The sequence below is a fragment of the Enterobacter sp. HK-058-C-ECC genome (assembly GCF_047531125.1).
GTDB classification, from domain to species: domain Bacteria; phylum Pseudomonadota; class Gammaproteobacteria; order Enterobacterales; family Enterobacteriaceae; genus Enterobacter; species Enterobacter quasiroggenkampii.
On record NZ_JBLKCH010000002.1, the window covers coordinates 513,991 to 535,439 of the forward strand.

Genomic DNA, 21,449 nt, shown 5'->3' on the forward strand with positions numbered 1-21,449 from the left:
AACTATTCGGCTCGCTGTGCCATCAGATACCCACGTATCCGATCGAGTGTATTAAGTTGGTCAGAACCAGAGACCTGGCGACATACGGAAAGCTGTGAAAGCAAGTGATGTGATTTGTCAGGGGAAGTCGTCCAGAGCGCGTAACGAAGGGGTTGGCTGTCCGGAACGGGTGCAATACTGAGTGGTTTGCCACGCTTTTCAAAAAGCAAATACTGCCCCTCTTTCGCCCGCTGAAGCGAAAGGTGTCCATACAGTTCCTGAATGTTTTCAAAGACACTGAGTACCTTACTCTCACTATCAAGCGCAAAAAATGGCCCCTGGCTGTCGGCAGCGAGCATTTCTTGGGTTTCAGTCTGAGCGGGTTTGTGGAACTTAATACTGCGAATAATTTCCTGATATTGATTATGATAATAATCGCTAAACTCGCCCGGGCAAGTACCGATATAACACACCATCTTTTGGCCGCCAGGATGGTCACCGAGCAAAATAACGGTCTGCCTCTGGAAAATGATCGCATTATCATTTTTGAATTGATAAAAAAGCTCAACCGCCGGGAGACCATCAACAGAGGTCATCTGCGAGGATTCGAGACGAAAGTCGGGCACCGTAATTTCCAGTTCACGTACCAAACGAGTTGCCGCATCATGGACTTTATCTTCGTTTTTAGCACTCGCACGAGAAACAACAAAAGTAAACTCGCTGGCTCCGTTATCACTCAGGGTAAATAAATTCATGGTTCTGTCTTTAAATACATCGGGTAAGGCAAGGGATGCTTCCTGAAGAATATATTCAGCCATTCGGGTTACTCTTACTTATTGCCATTAATAACAAAAAAACTATCCACTTCCTGCTGGATTTCACCCTGAAGGGATGCGCCAGGCGGATCGATGACATTTTGTCCATCATCAGGGTTCAAATGTAATTCGCCAGAAAGCGTATTAATTTGCGCATTCTGTTTCGCAGTAAAGTTAAAGTTATTACCAATGATATGGACGCTGCCGTCTTTTGATAGCTCGATGGCGCTTTCACCACATTCCAGTCTCAGCGTATTTCCTGCGGAAAGTATAAAATTATTAACGACTTTATCGTTTCGACTGTTCCCCGTCAGGCATACCACATCGCCTTTAATCCCTGATTTCTGATTTTTCGCTACCCGTAAGGTTTCATCTTCGCCAACAAACTGGGTTCGATTTTTTTCAGTAGAATGTGTTTCGTCGTTTTTGACGTTAATATCCAGATTGCGCTCGGCCTGGATCCATACCTGCTCTGCGCCCGCTTTATCCTCAAACCGCAGGGCGTTGGCATTGTCCACGGAACCGTCTTTCGTGCGGCTCATAAAGCCCATCTGCGTCGCCGCAGCTGGCAGCGCCCACGGCGGCATGCTCGCGTCGTTGTACACGCGACCGGTAATGATCGGACGGTCCGGATCGCCGTTGATAAAGTCCACCACCACCTCATCGCCCACGCGCGGGATTTGCACCCCGCCGTAGCCCTGGCCCGCCCACGCGCTCGACACGCGCACCCAGCAGGAGCTGGTGTCATCGCCCTTCGCCAGCCGGTCCCAGTGGAACTTCACCTTCACCCGACCGTATTTGTCCGTCCAGATACTTTCCCCGCTCGGCCCCACCACTTTCGCCGTCTGCGGGCCGTAGGTGCGCGGCCACGCCGTGGTCTGCGCCGGACGGTACACCACCGCCGACGGGATGACCGTGAAATCGGTACGGTGTATGGTCTCCCCCTCGCCGCTGGCATAGCGGTTCTCTTCGAGGTGGTAACCCGCCGCCGTGACCAGATACTCGCCGTTGTCGCTGAAGAACGGCGCGTTGGTTAAGGTGAAGATGTGCCCGGGCGCAATCCCCGCCGCCGTCGCGGTGGCCTGAATCTGCTGATGCTCCACCTGCCAGCGCTCCTGACGGATGCGGGCATAGAACTCCCCGTGCCCCTTGTCCACAAAGCGACCCGGCCAGTCGTACACGTCGATGCTGCCCGGCTTCGGCGACGCCGGGTTCTGCTGGGCCTGAAACAGCCACGCGTTCGGCTTGCGGAAGTCATAGTCGTCGAGGCTGTAAATCCCCGGCGTCACGCTGTCCTCCAGCGCCCACTGGCTGATGCCCTCTTCATCCGTACTGCCGCCTGACGGCGTCTGATGGTAAGGAATGACCTCATAGCCGCTGAACGGCTGGTACTGCGTGGCGGCGTCGGTGAGCACCAGGGTGTGCTTGTCCGCCTCATGGCGGAAGTGATACGCAATCCCCTCCAGCTCCATCAGGCGGCTGATGAAGTCCAGGCTCGACTCCTGATACTGCACGCAGTAGTCCCACACCCGGTAGCTGCCGGTGAGTTTGTCCTCAACGTTGACCTGATGCTCACCCAGCAGCGTTTTCACAATCTGCGGCACCGTCTGGCCCTGGAAGATACGCAGGTTACGGTCGCGCTTCATCGGCCACAGGTCCGGCTCCACCGTCAGCTGGTACACCGCATAGCGGGTGCCCGTCAGCTCAACGGCGCTGACCGCCACGCGGGTAATCTTGCCGTTAATATAGCGGGACGTCAGCAGATTCTGCGTCGGGATGGTCACCGTGACCGGCTGGCCCAGCAGCTTACTGCGGTCAATGCGCGCGTCCGTGCCGAGCACGGTCAGCGTCAGCGCGAACGACTCGGACATCGACTCGCGGCCCGTCAGTTTCCAGAACAGAAGCCCCTCCACCGGGAGCTGAACGGTAATTCGGTTGAGCATAATCTTTATTCCATCTAGCTTATGCGATGCAGAAAAGGGGTTCGCATCTGTGATAAAGCGTCATTCAAGAAAGGGGCTTTTCCCTCTTGATCATCCAAAAAACAAGAGAGTAGATTTTCAGTGACTCTGATGTGACAAATAAACCTACATTCAACCAGATGTTTGAAATATCAAACATACTTAATAAAAGAGGGAACAATGAGACCGAACATCTGAATGAAATCAAGCGAAATAATTCCTGAGCAAGTGCAAATTTAACCGCTCCAATCTTTCGCTTGAAGAATAACCAGGCCGAAGTAAACAAAGAGAGTAATAAAAGTAAGTCAAGCACAAAAAAAAGCATGACCAAAATGCTGAAACCATCACCTGCATAATAATGCAACGAATCACCAAACGCTTTTGCATCAGAAATGAATGGAATTCTGTCGTGGCGAACTGAATTCACGCAATAAAGTAACATTGCGAGAAGATCCATGCTTCCCCAGAAATACCATAGATTGCTATTTAAATGAGCGAGGTTGTTTTGTGTACGCCCGATATTATTATTTACAAAAATGGGGAGGCACATGTTGGCTTCAACTCAACTCTCCAGATTAGGGTTAAATTCAAAACGCATAAACAGGAGAGACAACCTTCTCACATTCCTTTGGATGTGAAGCCTCTGGCTTCGAAGATTGTACACTTCCATAGTATCTCCTGTTTATATTCCTACGGATTCACCAGCCAGGTGCCCGGCTTGGCAATATCCAGCGTCTGGCCACGCGTTCTTCCGTTGCCCTGCAGTTCAATCTTCGCCTCACCGGCTGGCAGCTTGAGCGATGCATAGCCGTTGGTTCCCGGGCGCAGCGCTTTTGGCTCGCCGTTCACTTTCAGCGTTTCGCCGTCGAGGATGCGGATATAGACCAAGGCAACAGGGCTCGCGGCAGGCGGTGGCGTCTGCTGTGCCGTCGCCGGTTCGCTCACCTTCGCCGTTTCTGGCTTCACGTCTGGGGCGTTCGCGGCGGTTTCGGTTGGACGCGTCTCTGCCGGTGCCTGCGCAGCCTGCTCTGGCGCATCGTTACCGCCGCTGAACAGCATCGCGCCAGCGACAACGCCGACCAGCACGCCTGCGGCAACCATGCCCGGGATCTTGTAGCGACGCCAGTCGAGCAGCGACGCCGGCTGTTCCTCCTCCACCGGTACCAGCATCGTGCCGGGCTTTTTCGCCGTCAGCACGTCGTTAATCCCGGCGACCGGCATCTCAATCAGCGCGGCGAACTCGTCGATGGACTGCGGACGATCCTCCATGTGCAGCGCCAGCGCGCGGTCAATGGCCTGCAGAAGCGGAATGGAATAGCCCTGCGGCATGATTTCCACCAGCGGTTTGCAGGTATCCTGAATAGAGCGCACCACGCTGACCGGCGGCGGAGAACCCACAATCAGGGTACGCAGCACGGCGCCGAGGGCGTAAATATCCGTCCACGGGCCCTGCTCGCTTTCGTTGTCGTCGGTGTACTGCTCAATCGGTGCAAAGCCCGGGCGCAGCATGGTTTCCGTTTCGTCGGAAAGGTTACCAATCGTGCGGCGCGCGGAGCCGAAATCGAGCAGCACCGGCAGGCCGTTATCCTGAATCTGGATGTTATCCAGAGAGATGTCGCGGTGCAGGTAGCCTTCGTCGTGGATGGTCTTGATCGCACCGAACAGCATCGGCAGCGTGCGGCGGATCCAGGCTTCGTTGATCAGCTCCGGCTTTTCTTCACGCAGGCGTGACAGCGTGGTGCCGCTGTAAAACAGCGTCCCCATATAGGCCGTGTCGTTTTGCACCCAGAAGCGCAGGACGTGCAGCAGGTTCGGGTGGTTAAAGCGCGCCAGCAGACGCGCTTCCTGAATGAAGCTGTTCAGGCCCGCGGAGAACGCTTTGCCAAAGCGCTCGCTGCGGAGCACCAGGGTCATGTCGTCGCCGCGTACGGCGAGCGAGGAAGGCATAAATTCTTTGATAGCGATAGTGCGTTCGAGCTGGTGATCCCACGCGCGATAGACAATGCCAAAACCGCCGCCGCCGATCACCTCTTTGATTTCAAACTCGTTGAAGCGGTACCCGACCGGGAGCGCGTTTGGGACAGTCCGATTGTTATCATTATCCGTCATCTTTTACAGTTCTCTTGATGATTATTACGCGGCAAACTGACAGTGAAACTCGCCCTGCTCGCAGGTGACATGCAGACGTCGGTACTGCTCGTCGCTGCGGCTGGCGGTAAGTAAGATCTGGCTCATCTGGGGCAGCAGGGTGTTGGTCAGAATAGCATCCACCATGCGTCCTCCCGACTCCACCTCGGTACAGCGCTGAACAATCTGTTCCACCACGCTGTCGTCAAACTCAGAAATAATGCTGTGATTCTCTTCCAGACGACGCTGAATGCGCCTGAGCTGCAGGCGAACAATCTGCCCCAGCATCTCGTCGCTGAGCGGGTAATACGGCACCACCAGCAGACGGCCCAGCAGCGCGGGCGGAAACACCTCCAGCAGCGGCTGGCGCAGTGCACCGCTCAAGGCGTCCGGCTCCGGCATCAACTCCGGATCGGCGCACATGGCGCTAATCAGCTCGGTGCCGACGTTGGACGTCAGAATAATAATGGTGTTGCGGAAATCAATGTGGCGCCCCTCGCCGTCCTCCATCCAGCCTTTATCAAAGACCTGGAAGAAGATTTCGTGGACATCAGGGTGCGCTTTTTCAATTTCGTCCAGCAGCACGACGCTGTACGGGCGGCGGCGGACGGCCTCGGTTAATACCCCGCCTTCACCATACCCTACGTACCCTGGAGGCGCACCTTTTAAGGTGGAGACGGTGTGCGCTTCCTGGAACTCGCTCATGTTGATGGTGATGACGTTCTGCTCGCCGCCGTACAGGGATTCGGCGAGCGCCAGCGCGGTTTCGGTTTTACCGACGCCGGACGGGCCGCACAGCATAAAGACGCCCACCGGCTTGTTCGGGTCGTCCAGCTTCGCCCGCGAGGTTTTCACGCGGCGGGCAATCAGATCCAGACCGTGACGCTGGCCGATAACGCGCTGGTTTAGCGTATCGGCAAGGTTGAGTACCGCGTCGATCTCGTTTTTCACCATCCGGCCCAGCGGGATCCCGGTCCAGTCAGAGACCACCGCGGCAACCACGTTTTCATCCACCGCGGCAAACAGCAGCGGCTCGTCACCCTGTAAGGCGTTCAGCGCCTGCTGCTGTTCCGCCAGCTTGCCGCGCAGCTCAGCGGTATTTTCCTCGCCCGCCGCGAACAGCGCGGCGCGCAGGCGGATGATCTCCTGCACCAGGCTGCGTTCTTCTTCCCAGCGCTCGGCCAGGGCTGCGCGTTTTGTCTCATACGCGTTGCGTTCGGCGCGTAATACCGTGACGCGATCGGCATCACCGGCCCCCACGCGCGCTTCGCGTTCGGCAATCTCAATTTCCACGTCCAGCGCGGCAAGATGGCGCAGGCAGTCTTCCAGCTGCGCAGGCGGTGCGCTCTGGCTGACCGCCACGCGGGCACAGGCGGTGTCGAGCAGGGCCACGGCTTTGTCCGGCAGCTGACGCGCCGGAATGTAGCGATGCGACAGCTTCACCGCCGCACTGACCGCTTCGTCGAGCAGCAGGACCTGGTGATGCGTCTCCAGCGGCGACACGGTGCTGCGCAGCATCAGAATGGCTTTCGCTTCGTCCGGCTCGTGTACCTGCACCGTCTGGAAACGACGGGTCAGCGCCGGATCTTTCTCAATGTACTTTTTGTATTCCGCCCAGGTGGTGGCCCCGATGGTGCGCAGCTGGCCGCGCGCCAGAGCTGGCTTCAGCAGGTTCGCCGCATCGCCGGTCCCCTGCTGGCCGCCTGCGCCAATCAGGGTGTGGATCTCATCGATAAACAGAATGATCGGCGTGGCGCTGGACTGGACTTCGTTAATGAGCGCCTGCAGACGGGCTTCAAACTCGCCTTTCATGCCTGCACCGGCCTGCAGCATGCCGATATCCAGCAGCCACAGCTGAATGTTCTGCAGCGGCTCCGGCACGTCGCCGTCGGCGATACGCAGCGCCAGACCTTCCACCACCGCCGTTTTGCCGACCCCGGCTTCCCCGGTCAGCAGCGGGTTGTTCTGGCGACGACGCATCAGGATATCGACCATCTGGCGGATCTCCTCGTCGCGCCCGACAACCGGGTCAATCTTACCGTCGCGGGCGCGGGCGGTCAGGTCCTGACCGTACTGGGCCAGCGTCCCCTGAGCAGCCGGTACTGCACCCGCCGGTGCATCGACGGCGGCAGCGGCCTGCTGCGTCTCTTTACTGTTGGCGCAAATAGCGTCGAACTGCTCAATCAGCACCTCGACGTTAAGGCGGGTAAACTGCGACGAAATGCTTTTCAGCACGTTGGCCAGATTCCAGGTTTTCAGCATGCCGATCAGCAAATGGCCGCCGCGAATGCGGCTGACGCCAAACTTCAGTGAGCCAAAGACCCATGCGCGCTCCACGGCGCTGTCGATATGCTCGGAGAGATCGGAAACGGAACTCGCCCCGCGCGGGAGCACATCCAGCGCGGCAACGATATCGCGCGTCAGCTGCTGTTCATCAAGGGCAAAGTGGCGGATGACCTGCTGCAGATCGCCATCCTGCTGCTGCATCAGTTGATGCAGCCAATGCACCAACTCAACATAGGGGTTGCCGCGCAGCTTGCAGAACGCAGTGGCGCTTTCCAGAGAGGTAAATAACAGCGTATCCAGTTTGCCGAAAAGCACGGCACGGCTAATTTCTGACATGTTAGTTTCCATTAACAATGATTCGGTATACGGAAGGATTACCGCTCTGCGCGATACACCAGATCGCCGCGCGGGACAGGCTGCGGCTGAAGGCCCAGCCAGGTGTTATAGCCTAATCGCGCATGACTGCCGAGCGTGGCGCCCTGCACCGCGTCTGCGCGCAGGATCACCCGCGTTTCCCATTCAAACTCCACTCCGGCGTACTGACGCACCCAGTCGCGCAGCTCGGTGACCCACGCTTCACCCGGCAGAAAGCGGTTGTACTCCTCCGCGCTCAGCGGGCCAATCTCGATGCGAAACTTATGCTGCACGTCGCGGACGGCGACGCCGAGAAAGGCGGACTCACCCATGCGCGGCATGCGGCGTACTGCTCCCAGCTGCGCCTGCTCGCGCGTGGAGAGCGGCATCCACTGCGGCACGTTGCTGACCAGTTTGACCGGCGCCTTAAAATAGCTGCGCAGGATCTTCTCCAGCCCCTCCGGATCCCGCCCGTGACGGGTCAGGTGCCCGGCGTGGGTAAAGCGCGCGTGTGAGCTCAGGCTGCCGTTGTCCATCTGACCCGGCTGGCCCATCCCAATCAGCGACGCCAGATAGCCCTCAAAGCGCTTGTTATCGGCGCGGTCCAGCGAGACGGTAGGCTGCGCATCCGCCCAGGCGCGGTAAAACAGCAGCGCCAGACGATGGTGGAACAGATCGGCAAACGCGCTCAGGCTGGTGTCCTGATGATGATAAATACGCTCGCGGGCGTACTCGGTCATGTGGACCGGCAGCGGGCCGTTCGGGCCAAACAGGCCGAAGCTGAGGATAGACACCTCATGCAGCCCGCTCTCTTCCCGCTGACGCACCCTGGCCAGCGTCGACGGAGCAAAACTCATCGACGGCTGCTGGCCGATGCGCAGCGGTTCAAATTTTGGCAGCGGCGCGCGGCCCAGCGGGTAGCGCTCGCCGCCCTGGGCATCAATGCGCCTTAACAGCTGAAACAGATCGTAGCGCCAGGGCGTCTCGCGGACGCCGTGCCAGAACGCATCCGGCAGCTTCGTCAGGCGATGCACGCGCAGCGGTGCAGTGGCAGCGTCACTCATATCAGCGCCCTTTTACCCATGCGCGGCGCCCAGTAGCCAATCTCGCCGCGCTGCTGACTTTTCAGGGAGAACTCGGTGAAGCTGTTGATGGAGACCAGGCGGGCAAAAAGACGCTCCATCACGCTGCCGAAGAGCCACGGACTGGCCCCCGAAAAGGCTCGCTCATCCACCGTCAGGGTAATGCCGATCCCGCGGGCGAACACCACCGGGCCGGGTTCAGGCACGCGGCGGTGAACCGGCTCCAGCACGCAGTGACGAACGCCTTCCACCTGACGCGCAACGGGCGTTTCGGCCAGGTTAGCGTACAGTCCTAACAGCTGGCGCAGCGCGGCAGCCCCCTCCTCATTGTCACTGTCCATCAGGCTGAGGTAGTTCATCTGCAGCTGGCTGATAAGCCGCCAGGTGCTGAACCCTTCGGCCAGCGCCGGACGCGGTGGCGTCGGGCCTTTACGCAGCGTGAGGGATTTCACCGGCATGGAGTCCGCCATAATGAACTGCCCGAGCTCCTGCTGCAGCATCAGCGGCAGGTCGCGGCTGGTGCAGAGCACCTCGGCAGAGATATAGCGCAGGTTTTCCTGCCAGGGGGCGTGCTGTTCATCCACCAGCGAGACAAAGACCTCCGAGCCGATATAGCCGGTACGGGTGCCGTAGCGCAGGGCATGCTCGGACAGCACGCGCTGTTCACGGCGCAGGGAAAAATAGGCTCCGTAGTTGCCCGCATCACCGCTCCAGGTACTCCAGAACGGGCGAAACGTCTGGTCATCGCGTTGACCATCCGCGCTGCCATAGATTTTTTTGACCGCGTAAATCTCATAATCCAGCGGACGGATGTTATCGACCACCAGATGGTATTCATGCTGGCCTTCATTCAGCTTCTGACGCGCCGCGACCTTTGGGAACAGGTTGATGACCGGGGTGCAGTGCAGCGCCAGGTGGCTGGCATCGACCACGCGCTCCAGCTGTTCATCCGACTTATCCAGCAGGATAAAGATGTCGAAGGCTTTCTCACCTTCACAGCGCTGGATCAGCGTGCTCAGGCCACTGAGGCTAATGAACCGGAATCGGGCCGGAAAGGCGAAATACTCCTGCAGCAGACGATAGCCGTCAAAGTTGCGCAGATCGTCCGGAAGCAGCGCCTGGTCAGGCTCAAAACCCTCCTGGCGCAGCGCGTCCGACGCCAGCAGCTGTCGCTGCGGCTGCGGGCTGACCGTCTGACAGACGATCCCGGCGTGGTGCTCCATCACCAGCTCCAGCAGCTTCAGCGCCTCGATATCCGGACCGGCGAGGAAAAACTCAAGACGGTCGAAATCCAGGTGCCCGAGATTTTGCGGGCCGTCGCAGGCGATGCGGATCCGCAGGGCGCTGCCGATCCCCCGCTGACTCAGACCCAGCTGTGCGAGCGGCAAATCGGCGGGGACACCGCCCAGCTCGACCTTGTCGATTTTCAGCGGCAGCAGGTTGACCTCGTGCGCCGTGGTATAGCTGCAGGTCACGCCGGTTTTTTTCAGCGCCAGGCTGTCCATCATGGTACCGCGCGGCACAATGAATCCCTTGCTCAGGTCGCCCCGGCTGCTGTCGGGCTGAATCTCCGCAATCGCCATCGACGGCGTGGGCGCAAGATAGTTCGGCGCAATCATCTCCAGCAGACGCTGGGAGAAGCGCGGAAACTCCGCGTCCATTTTCATCTGCACGCGGGAGGTCAGGAAGGCGAACCCTTCCATCAGGCGTTCGGTATACGGGTCCGCCACGTCGATGCCGCGCATGCCCAGCCGTCCGGCGACTTTAGGGTAGCGTTCGGCAAACTCGGCCCCCATTTCGCGCAGGTAGGCCAGCTCACGGTTGTAGTATTCGAGCAGTTTACTTTCCATGATTACCCCGCATCTTTCAGTTCAAAATGGCCGTTTTCCAGATCGACATCGGTACGAAACAGAAACTCCAGCGGGTACGGCACGCACCATAAACGCCCTTTTATCTCGATGGAGAGCACGTTGTGCAGATCCAGCGAGGAGGTATCCGACACGCAGCGGACCTGCAGCCCCTGCGGCAAAATGCGCGGTTCAAAATTGATGATAGCCTCGGTGAGCTTGCGCTGAATGTCGTGCCATTCGATGTCCGACATTCTTTTCCCGGCCAGCGGCGCGACGCCGAAGTTAACCACCGAGCGGCTCACGTGCGGTAACGCGCTCAAATCACCGGAGGCATCGTGGTTGATGGTATTAAACAGCCACTGCAGATCCCGCAGCACATTGCGACGCAGGGCGGCGTGGGTGATCAGATTGCTGTTGGCCGACTCGCGCTTTTTTTCCGGATCGTTATCGGTGAGGCGATCGAGCAGCGAAGGCTGCATTTTGTCGCGCGCCCCCACCTTCTCCTGCTTGCTGCGGGCTTGCCAGCCGCTGCGCAGCAGATCGCCTTCGCCAGCGGGATTACTCATCGGCTCCATCCGTCGCGAACGTCACGAGGTTCAAGGACAGCAGCGGGCTTTCGCTTTGCTCGCTCAGCCAGGCCTTCTGGCCCTGGCCTTCATACAGCGTGCCGTCAGTATCGAGCGGGTGCCAGTCGGTGGTGCGTCCCAGTTTGACCGCATCAGAGGCGTCGGCTGCAAACGGGTAACGCGCCGGGATCTGACACACCTGTTCCGTTCCGTCGGTCAGGCGCACCAGCGCGTGACGCCAGACCAGATCGGTCACGCTGGCAGGCGCCTGGAAACGGATCTCCGCGATGGCGTTAAACGGCAGCCAGAAATAGCGGCCGTTGACGATGGTTTCGCACACCGGGCCGAGACGGGCATCGCCGTCCATCAGCCACTCAAAGGCCTGCGTCTCCTCGTTTTCAAGGGTGACACTACCAGGGTTTGCCTGCGCCTGTTCAAGGGCTTCCAGACGCAGCGCCTGCGCGCGCTCGCGCTCCTCGCTCAGCGCCGCGGCAAGGGTGGTCAGCCACGGCCACTGGGTTTCAGGCATCGCCGGACGCGCCTGTCCCGCCATCACCTGCGCGCGCTGCAGCTCGCCCTGAATGGACTGCTCCAGCAGCGTGACGGTGGGCTTCGCCTGCGGCTTCAGCGCCAGCCAGCTTTTTAGCTGGGTCAGGGCACGTGTCCAGTTGCCGCTCAGGGTTAAAAACTGCACGAACGCGGCGCGGAGGTCGGCATCCGCCGGACGGGCTTTGATTTCTGCTTCCAGACGCGCGAGCGCATCGTTAAGCGACTCACCCGCCAGGTGTTGATAGAGCGTATTCATTGCCATTCCTTAATTTGCCGCGCGCCATGCGCCGACGGCTGGATCGCGCAGCTGAGGACGCAGGGTGTCAATCAGAACGATATTCAGCGGGGTGCCGGGTGCCACCCAGGCGCTCCAGGTTTTTTTCACCGCCGCGATACGCGCCTGCAGTTTTGCATCATCGCTGGCGGTTTCACGGGAAATCTCCACCGCGACCGTGCCGTTGCTCTTCCAGCTGTTCAGGGCGTTGTCGTAAGGCAGGATCATCCAGCTCTGGTCGCTGTTTGGAGTGCTGAATACCATGCGCTCTTTGTTGACGGAGGTGATCAGCGCGTTTTCCGGGTCGGCGCTTTGATTCAGCCCGGTGACCGGGAAGCCATGAATGTATGTCACCGCCATCTCTTTCTGCCCGCCGTTGCGGGACTGCGACACAACGGTGTGTCCGCTCAGCCAGCTGCCGTTCCCGCAACGGGTGGTGTCAGAATCGGGAATAAAGAGCGCCGGTGCAGAAGCGCCCCCTTCCCAGAAGGTGCGCAGGTGGCAGCCGTCCTGAAGCGTAAACTCCTGCCACGGCGTACGGTCGGCGGCAACGGTGCGGGAAGCCACGTTCTGATCGGGCGGCAGTAGCGCGCCGCTGGCTGGGGTGGCGGTGACGGTCGCGGCAGACGCGGCCTGCTCCTGTTTCACCACCAGCGCCCAGTCCTGTGCTTTGCCAGCCGTACCCTGCGCCAGCGTGGTACCCGCCGGATCGTTGAGCGTCCAGCTGAGTTTATTCACTTTGCTGCACTGGTGTTCCAGCAGTGAGCCAAGACGCGGCACAAAGTTCTCCAGCACGGAGACGTCTTTCTTGCCGTTCGCCACAATACGCAGCGCCACCTCAGGCTTACACCAGCTCTGCGGCGTGTTGTCTTTGATGTTGTCGATCCAGATATCCAGCTTCTGCGCAGGAGACTGCACGATGCGGAAATTTTCAGCCTGCGCGGTAGAGGTCGCCGCCAGAAGTGCCAAACCCGATAGCCAAAGTTTCATATCGTTCCTTGTGTGTCTAATCAGTTCCGCAGGGAAGAAATTGTGCTGCGTCAGAGAGGGTGTGCAGCAAAGTGGTGTCCTGAGGGTTGCCCATCCATACCGCCAGGGCAGTATAGTTATCCTGAGCATTCCCCTCCTGCTCGCCATTCTTTTGAATGATTTGGTTCATTAAGGTCAGCCACTCCTGCGGCGTATTCACCATGTGCAGCGACTGCTTCATTTGCTCTTCGCTGACGCCGTGCCAGAATCCGTCGGTGCAGAGTAAGAATGCATCGCCGTCTTCAACCTGCACCACGTCGCTGTAGCTCGCTTCCGGCCCGCCGTTTTCAATCCCGAGCGCCAGATAGAGCAGATTACTGTTCAGGTTGTCGGTCTGGTGCCCGGCATCTTTCATCTGCTGCACCAGGCTGTGGTCAGTGGTCACATGCCACAGCCATCCGCGGCGGAACAGGTACAGGCGGCTGTCTCCGGCATGCGCCCAGTAGGCGAGCCCGTAATCACGGTCAATGAACAGGCTGACCAGCGTCGTGCCCATCCGGCGATAGTCCTGAACGGCCTGCTGTTCGCTGAGAATGGTGCGATTCGCCGTCTGCACGTAGTCGCGGATGTGCTGCGCATTAAGATGTTTGTCGCCATCGAAGCGGGAGATAATGCTGTTGCGGGCCAGCGCTGCGGCCACCTCGCCGCCCGGCAGCCCCGCGATGCCGTCGCAGACGACAAAGCAGGCTGAACGTTCCCCTATGGTTTCTCCCGTCTGATCCTGGTTGCTGGCGCGCGTCCCCTGGCGGGAGAGAGAAGCCGTTGCGATATTCATTTGTCTTCCGATCCGCTCTGTGAGTCTTTGTACTGATTGACCTCCATGTCATAGGCATGAAGGAAGGCCTCGCCGAACAGGGTGTGGAAGTCGTCCTCAATCTCGCCCGCCGTCTCGCCATAGCTGCGAACAAAGTAGTCCCACAGGGCGGCTTTGCGGCTGCCCGGCAGCGCCAGACGCGAGGTCATGCCGTTCTGCTTCGCCTGCTCTTCCAGCTGCTCCGGGTTAAAGGACTGCAGCATCGCGGCAATGATGGCGCGGATGCCGGAGATCATACCCAGCTGGTGCGCCTGCAGATCGATCAGCGCATCGCGCACGGATTTGGTTGGTGGCATAAAGCCCGGCATCGGGGTGCCGAACATTTGGATTAATACGGTTTTGCCGGTCGGCAACAGCTTGAACGGGTTGTTGGCATCGTCCAGCACCATGGTCATGTCGGCTTTTACGCCGCGCTTGAGGATAGAGCGCGAGGAGAGAAGCGCCACGGTCCCCTGAGAGAACATACCGAGGATCTGCCCCAGCTGACGCATATTTTCACGGTCAAACTGCGGAACGGGCTGCATTTCGCTGAGCCCCATCCCCTCCAGCAGCGCCTCCAGCAGCTCGCCCTGCAGCACTTCACCCTTCTCACCGCTGTTTGCCGTGGCGGTTGGGGCGGCAGCGTTATTGACCGGGTCGATGCGCAGGCGGCCCTTCGGGGCCGGCGCGCTGCTGCGCGCAACGGCCTGCGGCGTAGGCATGGTGAAGCCTGCGTAATCCGGTCGCGCGGGTTCTTCTTCAGCACGCGGTTCTTCCTGCGGCTCAGGGGCGAACAGCGGGGAATCGGCCAGGACGTCCTCTTCCTGCTCAGGTTCCGGCACGGGGGCAGGCTTCTCGCTGATAATGTCATCCGGATGGGTTAACGGCGCACCGCCCATCAGCCCGAGCGGGTCGTCATTGCGCGCGGCTGGCGCGCTGGCTTTACCGCCAAACAGGGCCAGCGGATCGAGCTCATCCGTTGCCTCTTCTTCTGGCTTAACGGGGCTCGTCTCGCCCGGCGGCACTAGGGTTGACGGGGTGACGTCGTCAAAAATACTCTCTTTTTTGAACAACGCTTCGTCACTGAACAGCGTATCCGGATCGACATGCTTACGCTCGAGCGTCGGATCGCTGTCGTTGAACATCGCCAGCGGATCTTCGGCGTTACGCTCTGGAGCCGCAGGCTGGGAGAACGGATCGTGCGATGCAGCAGGCTGCGGTTTTGTGCGGTTACTGGAGATGCTGTCGGAGATGGAGAACTCCTGCATCAGGCTATCCCAGATCTCCGTTGGCACGGCGGTCGGTTCGGCTTTCCCACGCGGTGCGGCGCTCGCCGGTTTCGGCTGCTGCGCAGGCGCAGGGGCGACCGTCGGACGCGCCTGCTGGTGCAGGCTGGCCGCCATGCGGCTTACGGGCTGCGTATCGTGGATCAGTTCGGTCACTTCGATACGGTAGTCATCAATACCGAGAATATCGCCATCCTGCAGCTCAACCTGACGTCCCCGCTCCAGCGGAATGTCATTTAATACCACGCGGGTAACGCTGCCGCGGTTAGTGACGCGGCATTCGCCCTGAGCGTCAACGTGAACAATGGCCTGCAGACGAGAGATGGTGCGGTCATTGTCCGGCAACACCAGATTGTTATCCGTACCGCGCCCAATGGTGCCGCCCGGGGCGTAAAAATCACAGCTGCTTTGCGGCGGCTGATGACCGGGTTTCGTAGAAATAATCGTGAATCGCATGGCGTATTCCTGCTGGTATGATTAGCGCTCAAACGCTGCCGCTCTCGGAGCGAGAACGGCGGCGTTTGGGGGCGATTCCATTGGTTCTATTTTGCGGTTTTGAGCGGACGAATCGCGTCGCTGTTGGCGATTAAGCTGCACTTTAAAACCTGATATTGACCCGGTTCGGTTCCGCCTACTTTCTCTTTCAGTAGAGATACAATCACCTTGTCAGCTTTCTCAAAATTCTCAGCAGGGAGATTGCTTGCTTCCAGCCATGCGGCCGCACTGGCCTCTGCATCATCTTTAAGACTTTTACTGTCCGCAATCTTACTGATGCATCGATTTTGCACCCAGTTTTCAAAGATTTGTTGCTGAGAAAAAGCGCTAACATCAGGCAGGGTTTGGGCATAAACAGCAGGGGCATTTATAGCCAGGATCAGCAGTAACAAACGTTTCATTTCAGGCTCCAGAATGTTGCGTTGGTCGGAATAAATGAACCATTACCCGGTGAGCCCAGAAAATGGCAATCATCAGAGCAAATATTTCCATTCCAGAGTGTGACATGCCCGGTAGCGTCGCTCCAGCCGTGCCCGGTGAAGATGATAATGCCCTGTTTGCCTGCAAATTGCGCAGGAGTGGGAGAAGAGACAGACATATCGGCATTGCCCAGTACCGTGGGTAGAAATGCAATCATATCTTTAACGCGGAACATATAGCGCTTTTTGTCGTTTCCGGTCACTGTCGCATATTTACTGTTAGAAGGAATCGGAATGCCACAGTAATTTAAAACGTAGCTCATACGAATTGGGCAGGCATTTTTAAAAATACCGGCGTCGATATTATGCTGAACTTTTCCACCCAACAATTTGCCAACCTGTTCTACGCTTACGTTCACTTCTCTGAATCTGTTCCAGGCGGCACCAAAAGCAGGACGCATTTGAGACATCTTGTTTCTCCTTGATAAGAAGCTCCGGATAAAGTGAGCCCTTTCGGGCCCACTATTATTACGCTTCTTTGTTCTCTTTGATGTTCCAGCCAGCGCTGCTTTCAGCACCTTTACCACCCGACGTGGTCTGCTCCCAGTACTGCTGTTTCACTTTCGCAGCCTGGAATGCGTAGGTCACACCAACGGTGTCGCCGTTGTCAGCACCGGTGTACTGAACAGAGGTCACCAGCACATCTTCCAGCGTGATGCGGGAGTATTCCACCTGCTGGCCGCCCGCTTTACAGACGGACAGCTCAACTTTGGTCAGGTGTTTACCGCTGGCGCAGTGTTTCAGGATAGCGGTGGTGGATTTGTCGATCAGCGCGTTAACGTGCAGGTCGTTAAAGTTAACTTTACCGGCACCGCCGCCACCGCCAACGCTCATATTACCTGGCTGGGAAGCGCCCCAGGAGAAGGAGGTAATATCAGTCCAGCCGGTGTGGTTAGAATCTTTAGATTCGCCCGTAACACCCTCGACCTTCAGAAACATATCAATAGCCATAATATCTACTCTTCGTGGATGAACAATATTGCTTTCGAAAAAGCACTTATATGGCAAACAGGAAAGCATGGGGCTGAATAAAACCGTCCATATTTTACCTCTGCCTCTAGCCTGACGAATTCGTACTTCGTACAGACTCTTCAGAGTGCCTGCAATTGCAACCACCCTAAATTTTGTTAGTTACACTTCATGGTAACTAAGCGCTAGACAATCATTCACTGTATCATCTAGAATATTTTCAATCGTCTATCATTCATCAAAGGCAACATAACATGAAGAAAATATTGTTATTAATACTTACCATTGTATTTTTAATTATCGCAATTTTCACAACTGTAGATCTTTTTCAGTCCGCCTGGTATGTATTTTCATTAGAAAAAGTCACTACAACTTCTGCAGGTTTACTTTTTGGAAAATTACTTTTCCTGCTGGTCATACTTTTAGCATTTTACTTCTCGCTAAGATTTTTGCGCAAATCAAAGCCTTGATTTTAATTTTTCCGCAAAATAGTAAATAGCGATAGATGCAACTAAGAGAATGATTAATAGAGCGGCATTTATCGTTATTTCCAAGATGGTTACCGACCAATCAAAAACAAAAATATAATAGCCAAGAGTTGAGAAAAAAAGCATAAACGAAACAATAAGCATGAGATAGACTATAACGTACTTTGATGCTCTTTCAAACACGAGTAGCTCCTGCTAAAAACTGACTAAAAATCTCTTTATCTATGGCACCATGACTCTGTTGGAAATTTATAGCTTCAATAAATGGCTTAACATTATCTTCAACGAGAAAATATAACAAATCTAAATCGCCCGCACCACGCAACTCATAGTAAACATTTTTGTTTAATTTTAATAGATCGTATGAGGCATAAACTGAGCGAGAAATTGAAGCCCCCACACTTAATACACCAGTAAGCCCTGCAGAAACAAGAAATCGCGGCACAATTTTTGAAACGAATAGCGTAATTAATTCATTTACGAAAACCATTTTAAAGGCTATACCACCTACTTGCGACCCACCGACTTTTAGGAGGAGTTCCTTAGATTGTTCTTCAGATAAACCAGACAGATATCGTTTGACCACTGTATTGATTAACCGACGCACATCTTCTGATGTAAGCCCTTTTTTTATTAAAGTTAACAATCTAATTTTATCTGTTTCATTTCGCCACCGATGGTCTGTATCCAGAAAATCTTTTGTTAACATCCATAAGTCTTCTGGAATTGACATAAAACCATCGACCGCGCTGCGAGCGAAAATTTCTGGGCCACTTTGTTTACGCGTATCAAAAATTTTCAGCATGCCATCTGCAATTTCTTTTGGTGAACTCGTTCCCAAAGTTGATTCCTCCTGAGGTTCATGAATGTCGATGGCTTTCTAGATGAATTTTGCCAATGTAGTTTACTTTGCCGGCCCTCCAGGGCCGGCACTCTTCATCACGCGTCTTTCGTCTTCAGCGACGGCAGCTTAGATACCAGACGCAGAGAGACGGTCAGACCTTCCAGCTGGTAGTGAGGACGCAGGAAGAACTTCGCGGCATAGTAGCCTGGGTTGTCCTCAATCTCCTGCACCTGCACTTCCGCAGCGGCCAGCGGTTTACGGGACTTGGTCTCCTGGGAGGAGTTCGCCGGGTCACCGTCGACGTAGTTCATGACCCAGTCGTTCAGCCAGCGCTCCATCTCTTCGCGCTCGCGGAAGGAGCCGATTTTGTCGCGCACGATGCACTTCAGGTAGTGAGCAAAACGGCAGCAGGCGAACAGGTACGGCAGACGTGATGCCAGACGCGCGTTAGCGGTCGCATCCGGGTCGTGGTACTCCGCCGGTTTCTGCAGGGACTGCGCGCCGATGAAGGCGGCAAAGTCGGAGTTTTTGCGGTGAACCAGCGGCATAAAGCCGTTTTTCGCCAGCTCGGCTTCACGACGATCGCTGATGGCGATCTCGGTTGGGCATTTCATATCCACGCCGCCGTCATCGCTCGGGAAGGTGTGGCACGGCAGGTTTTCCACCGCCCCGCCGGACTCCACGCCGCGAATCGAGGTGCACCAGCCGTACTCTTTGAAGGAGCGGTTGATGTTGGCGGCCATCGCATAGGCCGCGTTCGCCCAGGAGTAGCTGTTGTGGTTCGCGCCGTCGGTCTGCTCTTCAAAGTCAAAGCTGTCCACCGGGTTGGTGCGAATACCGTACGGCAGGCGCGACAGGAAGCGCGGCATCACCAGGCCCAGATAGCGGGCATCTTCCGATTCACGCAGCGAACGCCAGGCGGCGTATTCGGTGTTCTGGAAGATCTTGGTCAGGTCGCGCGGGTTGGCCAGCTCCTGCCAGGACTCCATCTGCATCACGCCCGGTGCGGTACCGGTAATGAACGGACAGTGCGCCGCAGAACCGATGCGCGCCATTTCCCCCAGCAGTTCAACATCCTGCGGGCTGTGGTCGAAGTAGTAGTCGCCGACGATGCAGCCAAACGGCTCGCCGCCGAACTGACCGTACTCCTGCTCGTAGATCTTCTTGAAGATCGGGCTCTGGTCCCAGCCCACGCCCTTGTAGCGTTTCAGGGTGCGGCCAAGCTCCTGCTTGGAGATGCTCATAAAGCGGATCTTCAGCATCTCGTCGGTTTCAGTGTTGTTCACCAGGTAGCTCAGACCGCGCCAGGCGCTCTCGAGCTTCTGAAACTCTTCGTGGTGAATGATCTGGTTCACCTGCTGCGACAGCTGTTCGTCGATACCGGCAATCAGGTTCTGAATGGTGCGGTAGGTATCGTTCGAGAAGGTGACGGTATTTTCCAGCGCCTGCTGCGCCAGGGTTTTGACCGCGCTTTCTACCGCGGAGCGGGCCTGGTCGGTTTTCGGGCGGAACTCTTTGTTCAGCAGCGCACTGAATTCATCCTGGCTGAACGCCTGACCCGCCTGCTGCTCGTGTTGTTGAGTCTGGTTGCTCATCGATTATTCCTCGCTACCTTTCGCATTTTCGTCATTTTTCGGCAACTGGCTCAGGGATTTGAGCAGCGTCGGATCCTGCAGAATTTTTGCGATCAGCTCTTCCGCACCGTTTTTACCGTCCATATAGGTCAGCAGGTTGGAGAGCTGGGTACGCGCTTCCAGCAGCTTGTTCAGCGGCTCAACCTTGCGGGCCACCGCGTCCGGCAGGAAGTCGTCCATGCTGTCGAAGGTCAGATCCACGTTAAGCTTACCTTCGCCCGTCAGAGTATTATCCACCTGGAACGCCACACGCGGCTTCAGCGCCTTCATGCGTTCGTCAAAGTTGTCGATGTCGATTTCCAGGAATTTACGCTCGTCGACGGCCGGCAGGTTTTCCACCGGTTTGCCGACCAGATCGGCCATAACGCCCATCACAAACGGCAGCTGAATTTTACGTTCTGCACCGTAGATCTCTACGTCATACTCGATCTGCACGCGGGGGGCACGGTTACGTGCGATGAATTTCTGCCCACTGTTACTCATTGCCATGATGTTCTCCATCAAAGATGCGCGGTGAAGGTGAAACGACAGGCTCCATGCCTGACGTCATAATGCCTGGACGCGCTATTCGCGGCGCCCAAAGATGTTTTCCAGTTGGTTAACGCCGTCTGGCGCCAGGTCGCGAATAATGTCCATAAAGTTAAGTTCTGACAGCCGCTGCACCCGTTCAATCATCAGCGGCGCGGGGTGGCTCGGTTCGTACTGTGCAAAATACTGCTTCGCTTTTTCCAGCATCAGCTGGGCGTCGGCGCGGCTGGTGACCTGCACGCTGCGCCAGTCGGTGACCGGCTGAACGGGCTGCGTTGCCGCTGATGGCGGCTCCGCCTGTGGGTCCGCCTGCGCCTCACGGTTCGGCAGCAGCTTGCTGATGTCGGTCACCTGACAGGCGCTGGCCACCAGCCCCACTGTTTTCAGCAGTTGCTCCATCTCGGGCACGCCGCTTTCACCGAGATGCCCGGTGAGCAGCTCGCGAATCGCCAGCAGCCGTTCGTTGATGACGATAACCGCTGCGGTTCCCGGCTGGTCGCCGCGGGAAAGCTCGTCAATCAGCCGTGGACGGCCGCCGGGATAGTCGGGACACTCCGTCTTACTGCCGTCCAGCAGGGCCTGGGCATCCCTAAGCGAAATTTCATCACCGTTTGAACGCAGCAGCGAGGCGTTACGCACGGCGACAGTGAGGTCAGACTTATCGCTCAGCCCTGCCAGGGCATTAATGCGGTAGAACGGATCGGTTTCGCCATACTCTTCCAGCAGCGGATAGAGCGGCTCCCAGTAACGGGCGATCGCCTCCTGCACCAGCAGTAATCCGTCCGCGTAGCCCGCCAGCCCGCGACGGCGGGTCCAGGCATGGGTTAACGCCAGCAGGACGCGAAGATCTTTGGTGCGGGTCAGCAGGCTGGTGGCGTATTTTTCGACCGTGTTCCAGTCAGCAGGCTCCGCCGGGATGATGGTGTCGCCAAACTGCTGTTCCGCTTTTCCGAGGCTTGCCTGGTTCATCGCCTGGAAGTCAGCGTCGTACTCCAGGTTTTCGCCGCAGGGCTTGTCGGCGCTTATCGGCGCGAGAAATTCTTCGATATTCATGTGATCCC

At 57.2% G+C, this 21,449-nt stretch carries 19 protein-coding genes; all 19 read right to left on the reverse strand.

Going from position 1 to position 21,449, the window contains the following annotated elements; genetic code table 11:
- Window positions 1–2: 2 nt before the first annotated feature.
- Window positions 3–797 carry a DcrB-related protein gene (locus ACMWJS_RS06545; RefSeq protein WP_063621951.1) on the reverse strand — a complete coding sequence of 265 codons (795 nt, stop codon included), beginning with the start codon at window positions 795–797 and terminating at the stop codon, window positions 3–5.
- A gap of 11 nt (window positions 798–808) precedes the next feature.
- Entirely contained in the window at window positions 809–2,737 is a 1,929-nt protein-coding gene (locus ACMWJS_RS06550) for a type VI secretion system Vgr family protein (RefSeq protein WP_414746822.1), read from the reverse strand.
- Window positions 2,738–2,801: 64 nt separating this feature from the next.
- Window positions 2,802–3,212: a hypothetical protein gene (locus tag ACMWJS_RS06555; RefSeq protein ID WP_231597158.1), complete on the reverse strand. Its 411-nt coding sequence runs from the start codon at window positions 3,210–3,212 to the stop codon at window positions 2,802–2,804.
- 233 nt (window positions 3,213–3,445) lie between these two features.
- Entirely contained in the window at window positions 3,446–4,864 is a 1,419-nt protein-coding gene (locus ACMWJS_RS06560; protein WP_045352220.1) for a serine/threonine protein kinase, read from the reverse strand.
- A 24-nt stretch (window positions 4,865–4,888) separates the two neighbouring features.
- The gene (tssH, locus tag ACMWJS_RS06565) at window positions 4,889–7,504 is read right to left on the reverse strand and encodes a type VI secretion system ATPase TssH (RefSeq protein WP_414746823.1); all 2,616 of its coding nucleotides are present in this window, start codon (window positions 7,502–7,504) and stop codon (window positions 4,889–4,891) included.
- Window positions 7,505–7,542: 38 nt separating this feature from the next.
- On the reverse strand, window positions 7,543–8,586 hold the full coding sequence (gene tssG / locus ACMWJS_RS06570) for a type VI secretion system baseplate subunit TssG (protein ID WP_414746824.1): 1,044 nt from the start codon (window positions 8,584–8,586) through the stop codon (window positions 7,543–7,545).
- A complete protein-coding gene (gene tssF / locus ACMWJS_RS06575; RefSeq protein WP_048029473.1) occupies window positions 8,583–10,454 on the reverse strand; it encodes a type VI secretion system baseplate subunit TssF in 1,872 nt (623 codons plus the stop codon). Before tssF ends, tssG begins: the two co-directional genes overlap by 4 nt.
- A 2-nt stretch (window positions 10,455–10,456) precedes the next feature.
- Window positions 10,457–11,020: a type VI secretion system baseplate subunit TssE gene (tssE, locus tag ACMWJS_RS06580; protein WP_024909842.1), complete on the reverse strand. Its 564-nt coding sequence runs from the start codon at window positions 11,018–11,020 to the stop codon at window positions 10,457–10,459.
- Window positions 11,013–11,825: a type VI secretion system accessory protein TagJ gene (locus ACMWJS_RS06585; protein ID WP_414746825.1), complete on the reverse strand. Its 813-nt coding sequence runs from the start codon at window positions 11,823–11,825 to the stop codon at window positions 11,013–11,015. Before ACMWJS_RS06585 ends, tssE begins: the two co-directional genes overlap by 8 nt.
- Before the next feature lie 9 nt (window positions 11,826–11,834).
- Window positions 11,835–12,833, reverse strand: a complete 999-nt coding sequence (locus tag ACMWJS_RS06590) for a hypothetical protein (protein ID WP_048029471.1) — start codon at window positions 12,831–12,833, stop codon at window positions 11,835–11,837.
- Window positions 12,834–12,849: 16 nt separating this feature from the next.
- Window positions 12,850–13,647: a PP2C family protein-serine/threonine phosphatase gene (locus ACMWJS_RS06595; protein WP_008502637.1), complete on the reverse strand. Its 798-nt coding sequence runs from the start codon at window positions 13,645–13,647 to the stop codon at window positions 12,850–12,852.
- Window positions 13,644–15,407 carry a type VI secretion system-associated FHA domain protein TagH gene (gene tagH, locus ACMWJS_RS06600; RefSeq protein ID WP_414746826.1) on the reverse strand — a complete coding sequence of 588 codons (1,764 nt, stop codon included), beginning with the start codon at window positions 15,405–15,407 and terminating at the stop codon, window positions 13,644–13,646. Before tagH ends, ACMWJS_RS06595 begins: the two co-directional genes overlap by 4 nt.
- Window positions 15,408–15,493: 86 nt before the next feature.
- Window positions 15,494–15,847, reverse strand: a complete 354-nt coding sequence (locus tag ACMWJS_RS06605; protein ID WP_045908268.1) for a T6SS amidase immunity protein Tai4 family protein — start codon at window positions 15,845–15,847, stop codon at window positions 15,494–15,496.
- Window positions 15,844–16,335 carry a type VI secretion system amidase effector protein Tae4 gene (locus ACMWJS_RS06610; protein WP_032645536.1) on the reverse strand — a complete coding sequence of 164 codons (492 nt, stop codon included), beginning with the start codon at window positions 16,333–16,335 and terminating at the stop codon, window positions 15,844–15,846. Before ACMWJS_RS06610 ends, ACMWJS_RS06605 begins: the two co-directional genes overlap by 4 nt.
- 58 nt (window positions 16,336–16,393) lie before the next feature.
- Window positions 16,394–16,876: an Hcp family type VI secretion system effector gene (locus tag ACMWJS_RS06615; RefSeq protein WP_008502640.1), complete on the reverse strand. Its 483-nt coding sequence runs from the start codon at window positions 16,874–16,876 to the stop codon at window positions 16,394–16,396.
- A gap of 681 nt (window positions 16,877–17,557) precedes the next feature.
- On the reverse strand, window positions 17,558–18,223 hold the full coding sequence (locus tag ACMWJS_RS06620; RefSeq protein ID WP_025913122.1) for a hypothetical protein: 666 nt from the start codon (window positions 18,221–18,223) through the stop codon (window positions 17,558–17,560).
- A gap of 98 nt (window positions 18,224–18,321) precedes the next feature.
- The gene (gene tssC / locus ACMWJS_RS06625) at window positions 18,322–19,821 is read right to left on the reverse strand and encodes a type VI secretion system contractile sheath large subunit (RefSeq protein ID WP_021240385.1); all 1,500 of its coding nucleotides are present in this window, start codon (window positions 19,819–19,821) and stop codon (window positions 18,322–18,324) included.
- 3 nt (window positions 19,822–19,824) lie between these two features.
- On the reverse strand, window positions 19,825–20,349 hold the full coding sequence (gene tssB / locus ACMWJS_RS06630; RefSeq protein WP_104950960.1) for a type VI secretion system contractile sheath small subunit: 525 nt from the start codon (window positions 20,347–20,349) through the stop codon (window positions 19,825–19,827).
- A 75-nt stretch (window positions 20,350–20,424) separates the two neighbouring features.
- The gene (gene tssA / locus ACMWJS_RS06635; RefSeq protein ID WP_196351745.1) at window positions 20,425–21,441 is read right to left on the reverse strand and encodes a type VI secretion system protein TssA; all 1,017 of its coding nucleotides are present in this window, start codon (window positions 21,439–21,441) and stop codon (window positions 20,425–20,427) included.
- Window positions 21,442–21,449: the final 8 nt, after the last annotated feature.

Bases quoted from the DNA above. Each gene is read 5' to 3' on its own strand.
- tssF (WP_048029473.1), bottom strand. From the start codon at position 10,454: ATGGAAAGTAAACTGCTCGAATACTACAACCGTGAGCTGGCCTACCTG.
- ACMWJS_RS06550 (WP_414746822.1), bottom strand. From the start codon at position 2,737: ATGCTCAACCGAATTACCGTTCAGCTCCCGGTGGAGGGGCTTCTGTTC.
- ACMWJS_RS06610 (WP_032645536.1), bottom strand. From the start codon at position 16,335: ATGTCTCAAATGCGTCCTGCTTTTGGTGCCGCCTGGAACAGATTCAGA.
- tssG (WP_414746824.1), bottom strand. From the start codon at position 8,586: ATGAGTGACGCTGCCACTGCACCGCTGCGCGTGCATCGCCTGACGAAG.
- tssC (WP_021240385.1), bottom strand. From the start codon at position 19,821: ATGAGCAACCAGACTCAACAACACGAGCAGCAGGCGGGTCAGGCGTTC.
- ACMWJS_RS06585 (WP_414746825.1), bottom strand. From the start codon at position 11,825: ATGAATACGCTCTATCAACACCTGGCGGGTGAGTCGCTTAACGATGCG.
- tssE (WP_024909842.1), bottom strand. From the start codon at position 11,020: ATGAGTAATCCCGCTGGCGAAGGCGATCTGCTGCGCAGCGGCTGGCAA.
- ACMWJS_RS06590 (WP_048029471.1), bottom strand. From the start codon at position 12,833: ATGAAACTTTGGCTATCGGGTTTGGCACTTCTGGCGGCGACCTCTACC.
- ACMWJS_RS06560 (WP_045352220.1), bottom strand. From the start codon at position 4,864: ATGACGGATAATGATAACAATCGGACTGTCCCAAACGCGCTCCCGGTC.
- tssA (WP_196351745.1), bottom strand. From the start codon at position 21,441: ATGAATATCGAAGAATTTCTCGCGCCGATAAGCGCCGACAAGCCCTGC.
- ACMWJS_RS06555 (WP_231597158.1), bottom strand. From the start codon at position 3,212: ATGGATCTTCTCGCAATGTTACTTTATTGCGTGAATTCAGTTCGCCAC.
- ACMWJS_RS06545 (WP_063621951.1), bottom strand. From the start codon at position 797: ATGGCTGAATATATTCTTCAGGAAGCATCCCTTGCCTTACCCGATGTA.
- ACMWJS_RS06605 (WP_045908268.1), bottom strand. From the start codon at position 15,847: ATGAAACGTTTGTTACTGCTGATCCTGGCTATAAATGCCCCTGCTGTT.
- tssB (WP_104950960.1), bottom strand. From the start codon at position 20,349: ATGGCAATGAGTAACAGTGGGCAGAAATTCATCGCACGTAACCGTGCC.
- ACMWJS_RS06615 (WP_008502640.1), bottom strand. From the start codon at position 16,876: ATGGCTATTGATATGTTTCTGAAGGTCGAGGGTGTTACGGGCGAATCT.
- tssH (WP_414746823.1), bottom strand. From the start codon at position 7,504: ATGTCAGAAATTAGCCGTGCCGTGCTTTTCGGCAAACTGGATACGCTG.
- ACMWJS_RS06595 (WP_008502637.1), bottom strand. From the start codon at position 13,647: ATGAATATCGCAACGGCTTCTCTCTCCCGCCAGGGGACGCGCGCCAGC.
- tagH (WP_414746826.1), bottom strand. From the start codon at position 15,407: ATGCGATTCACGATTATTTCTACGAAACCCGGTCATCAGCCGCCGCAA.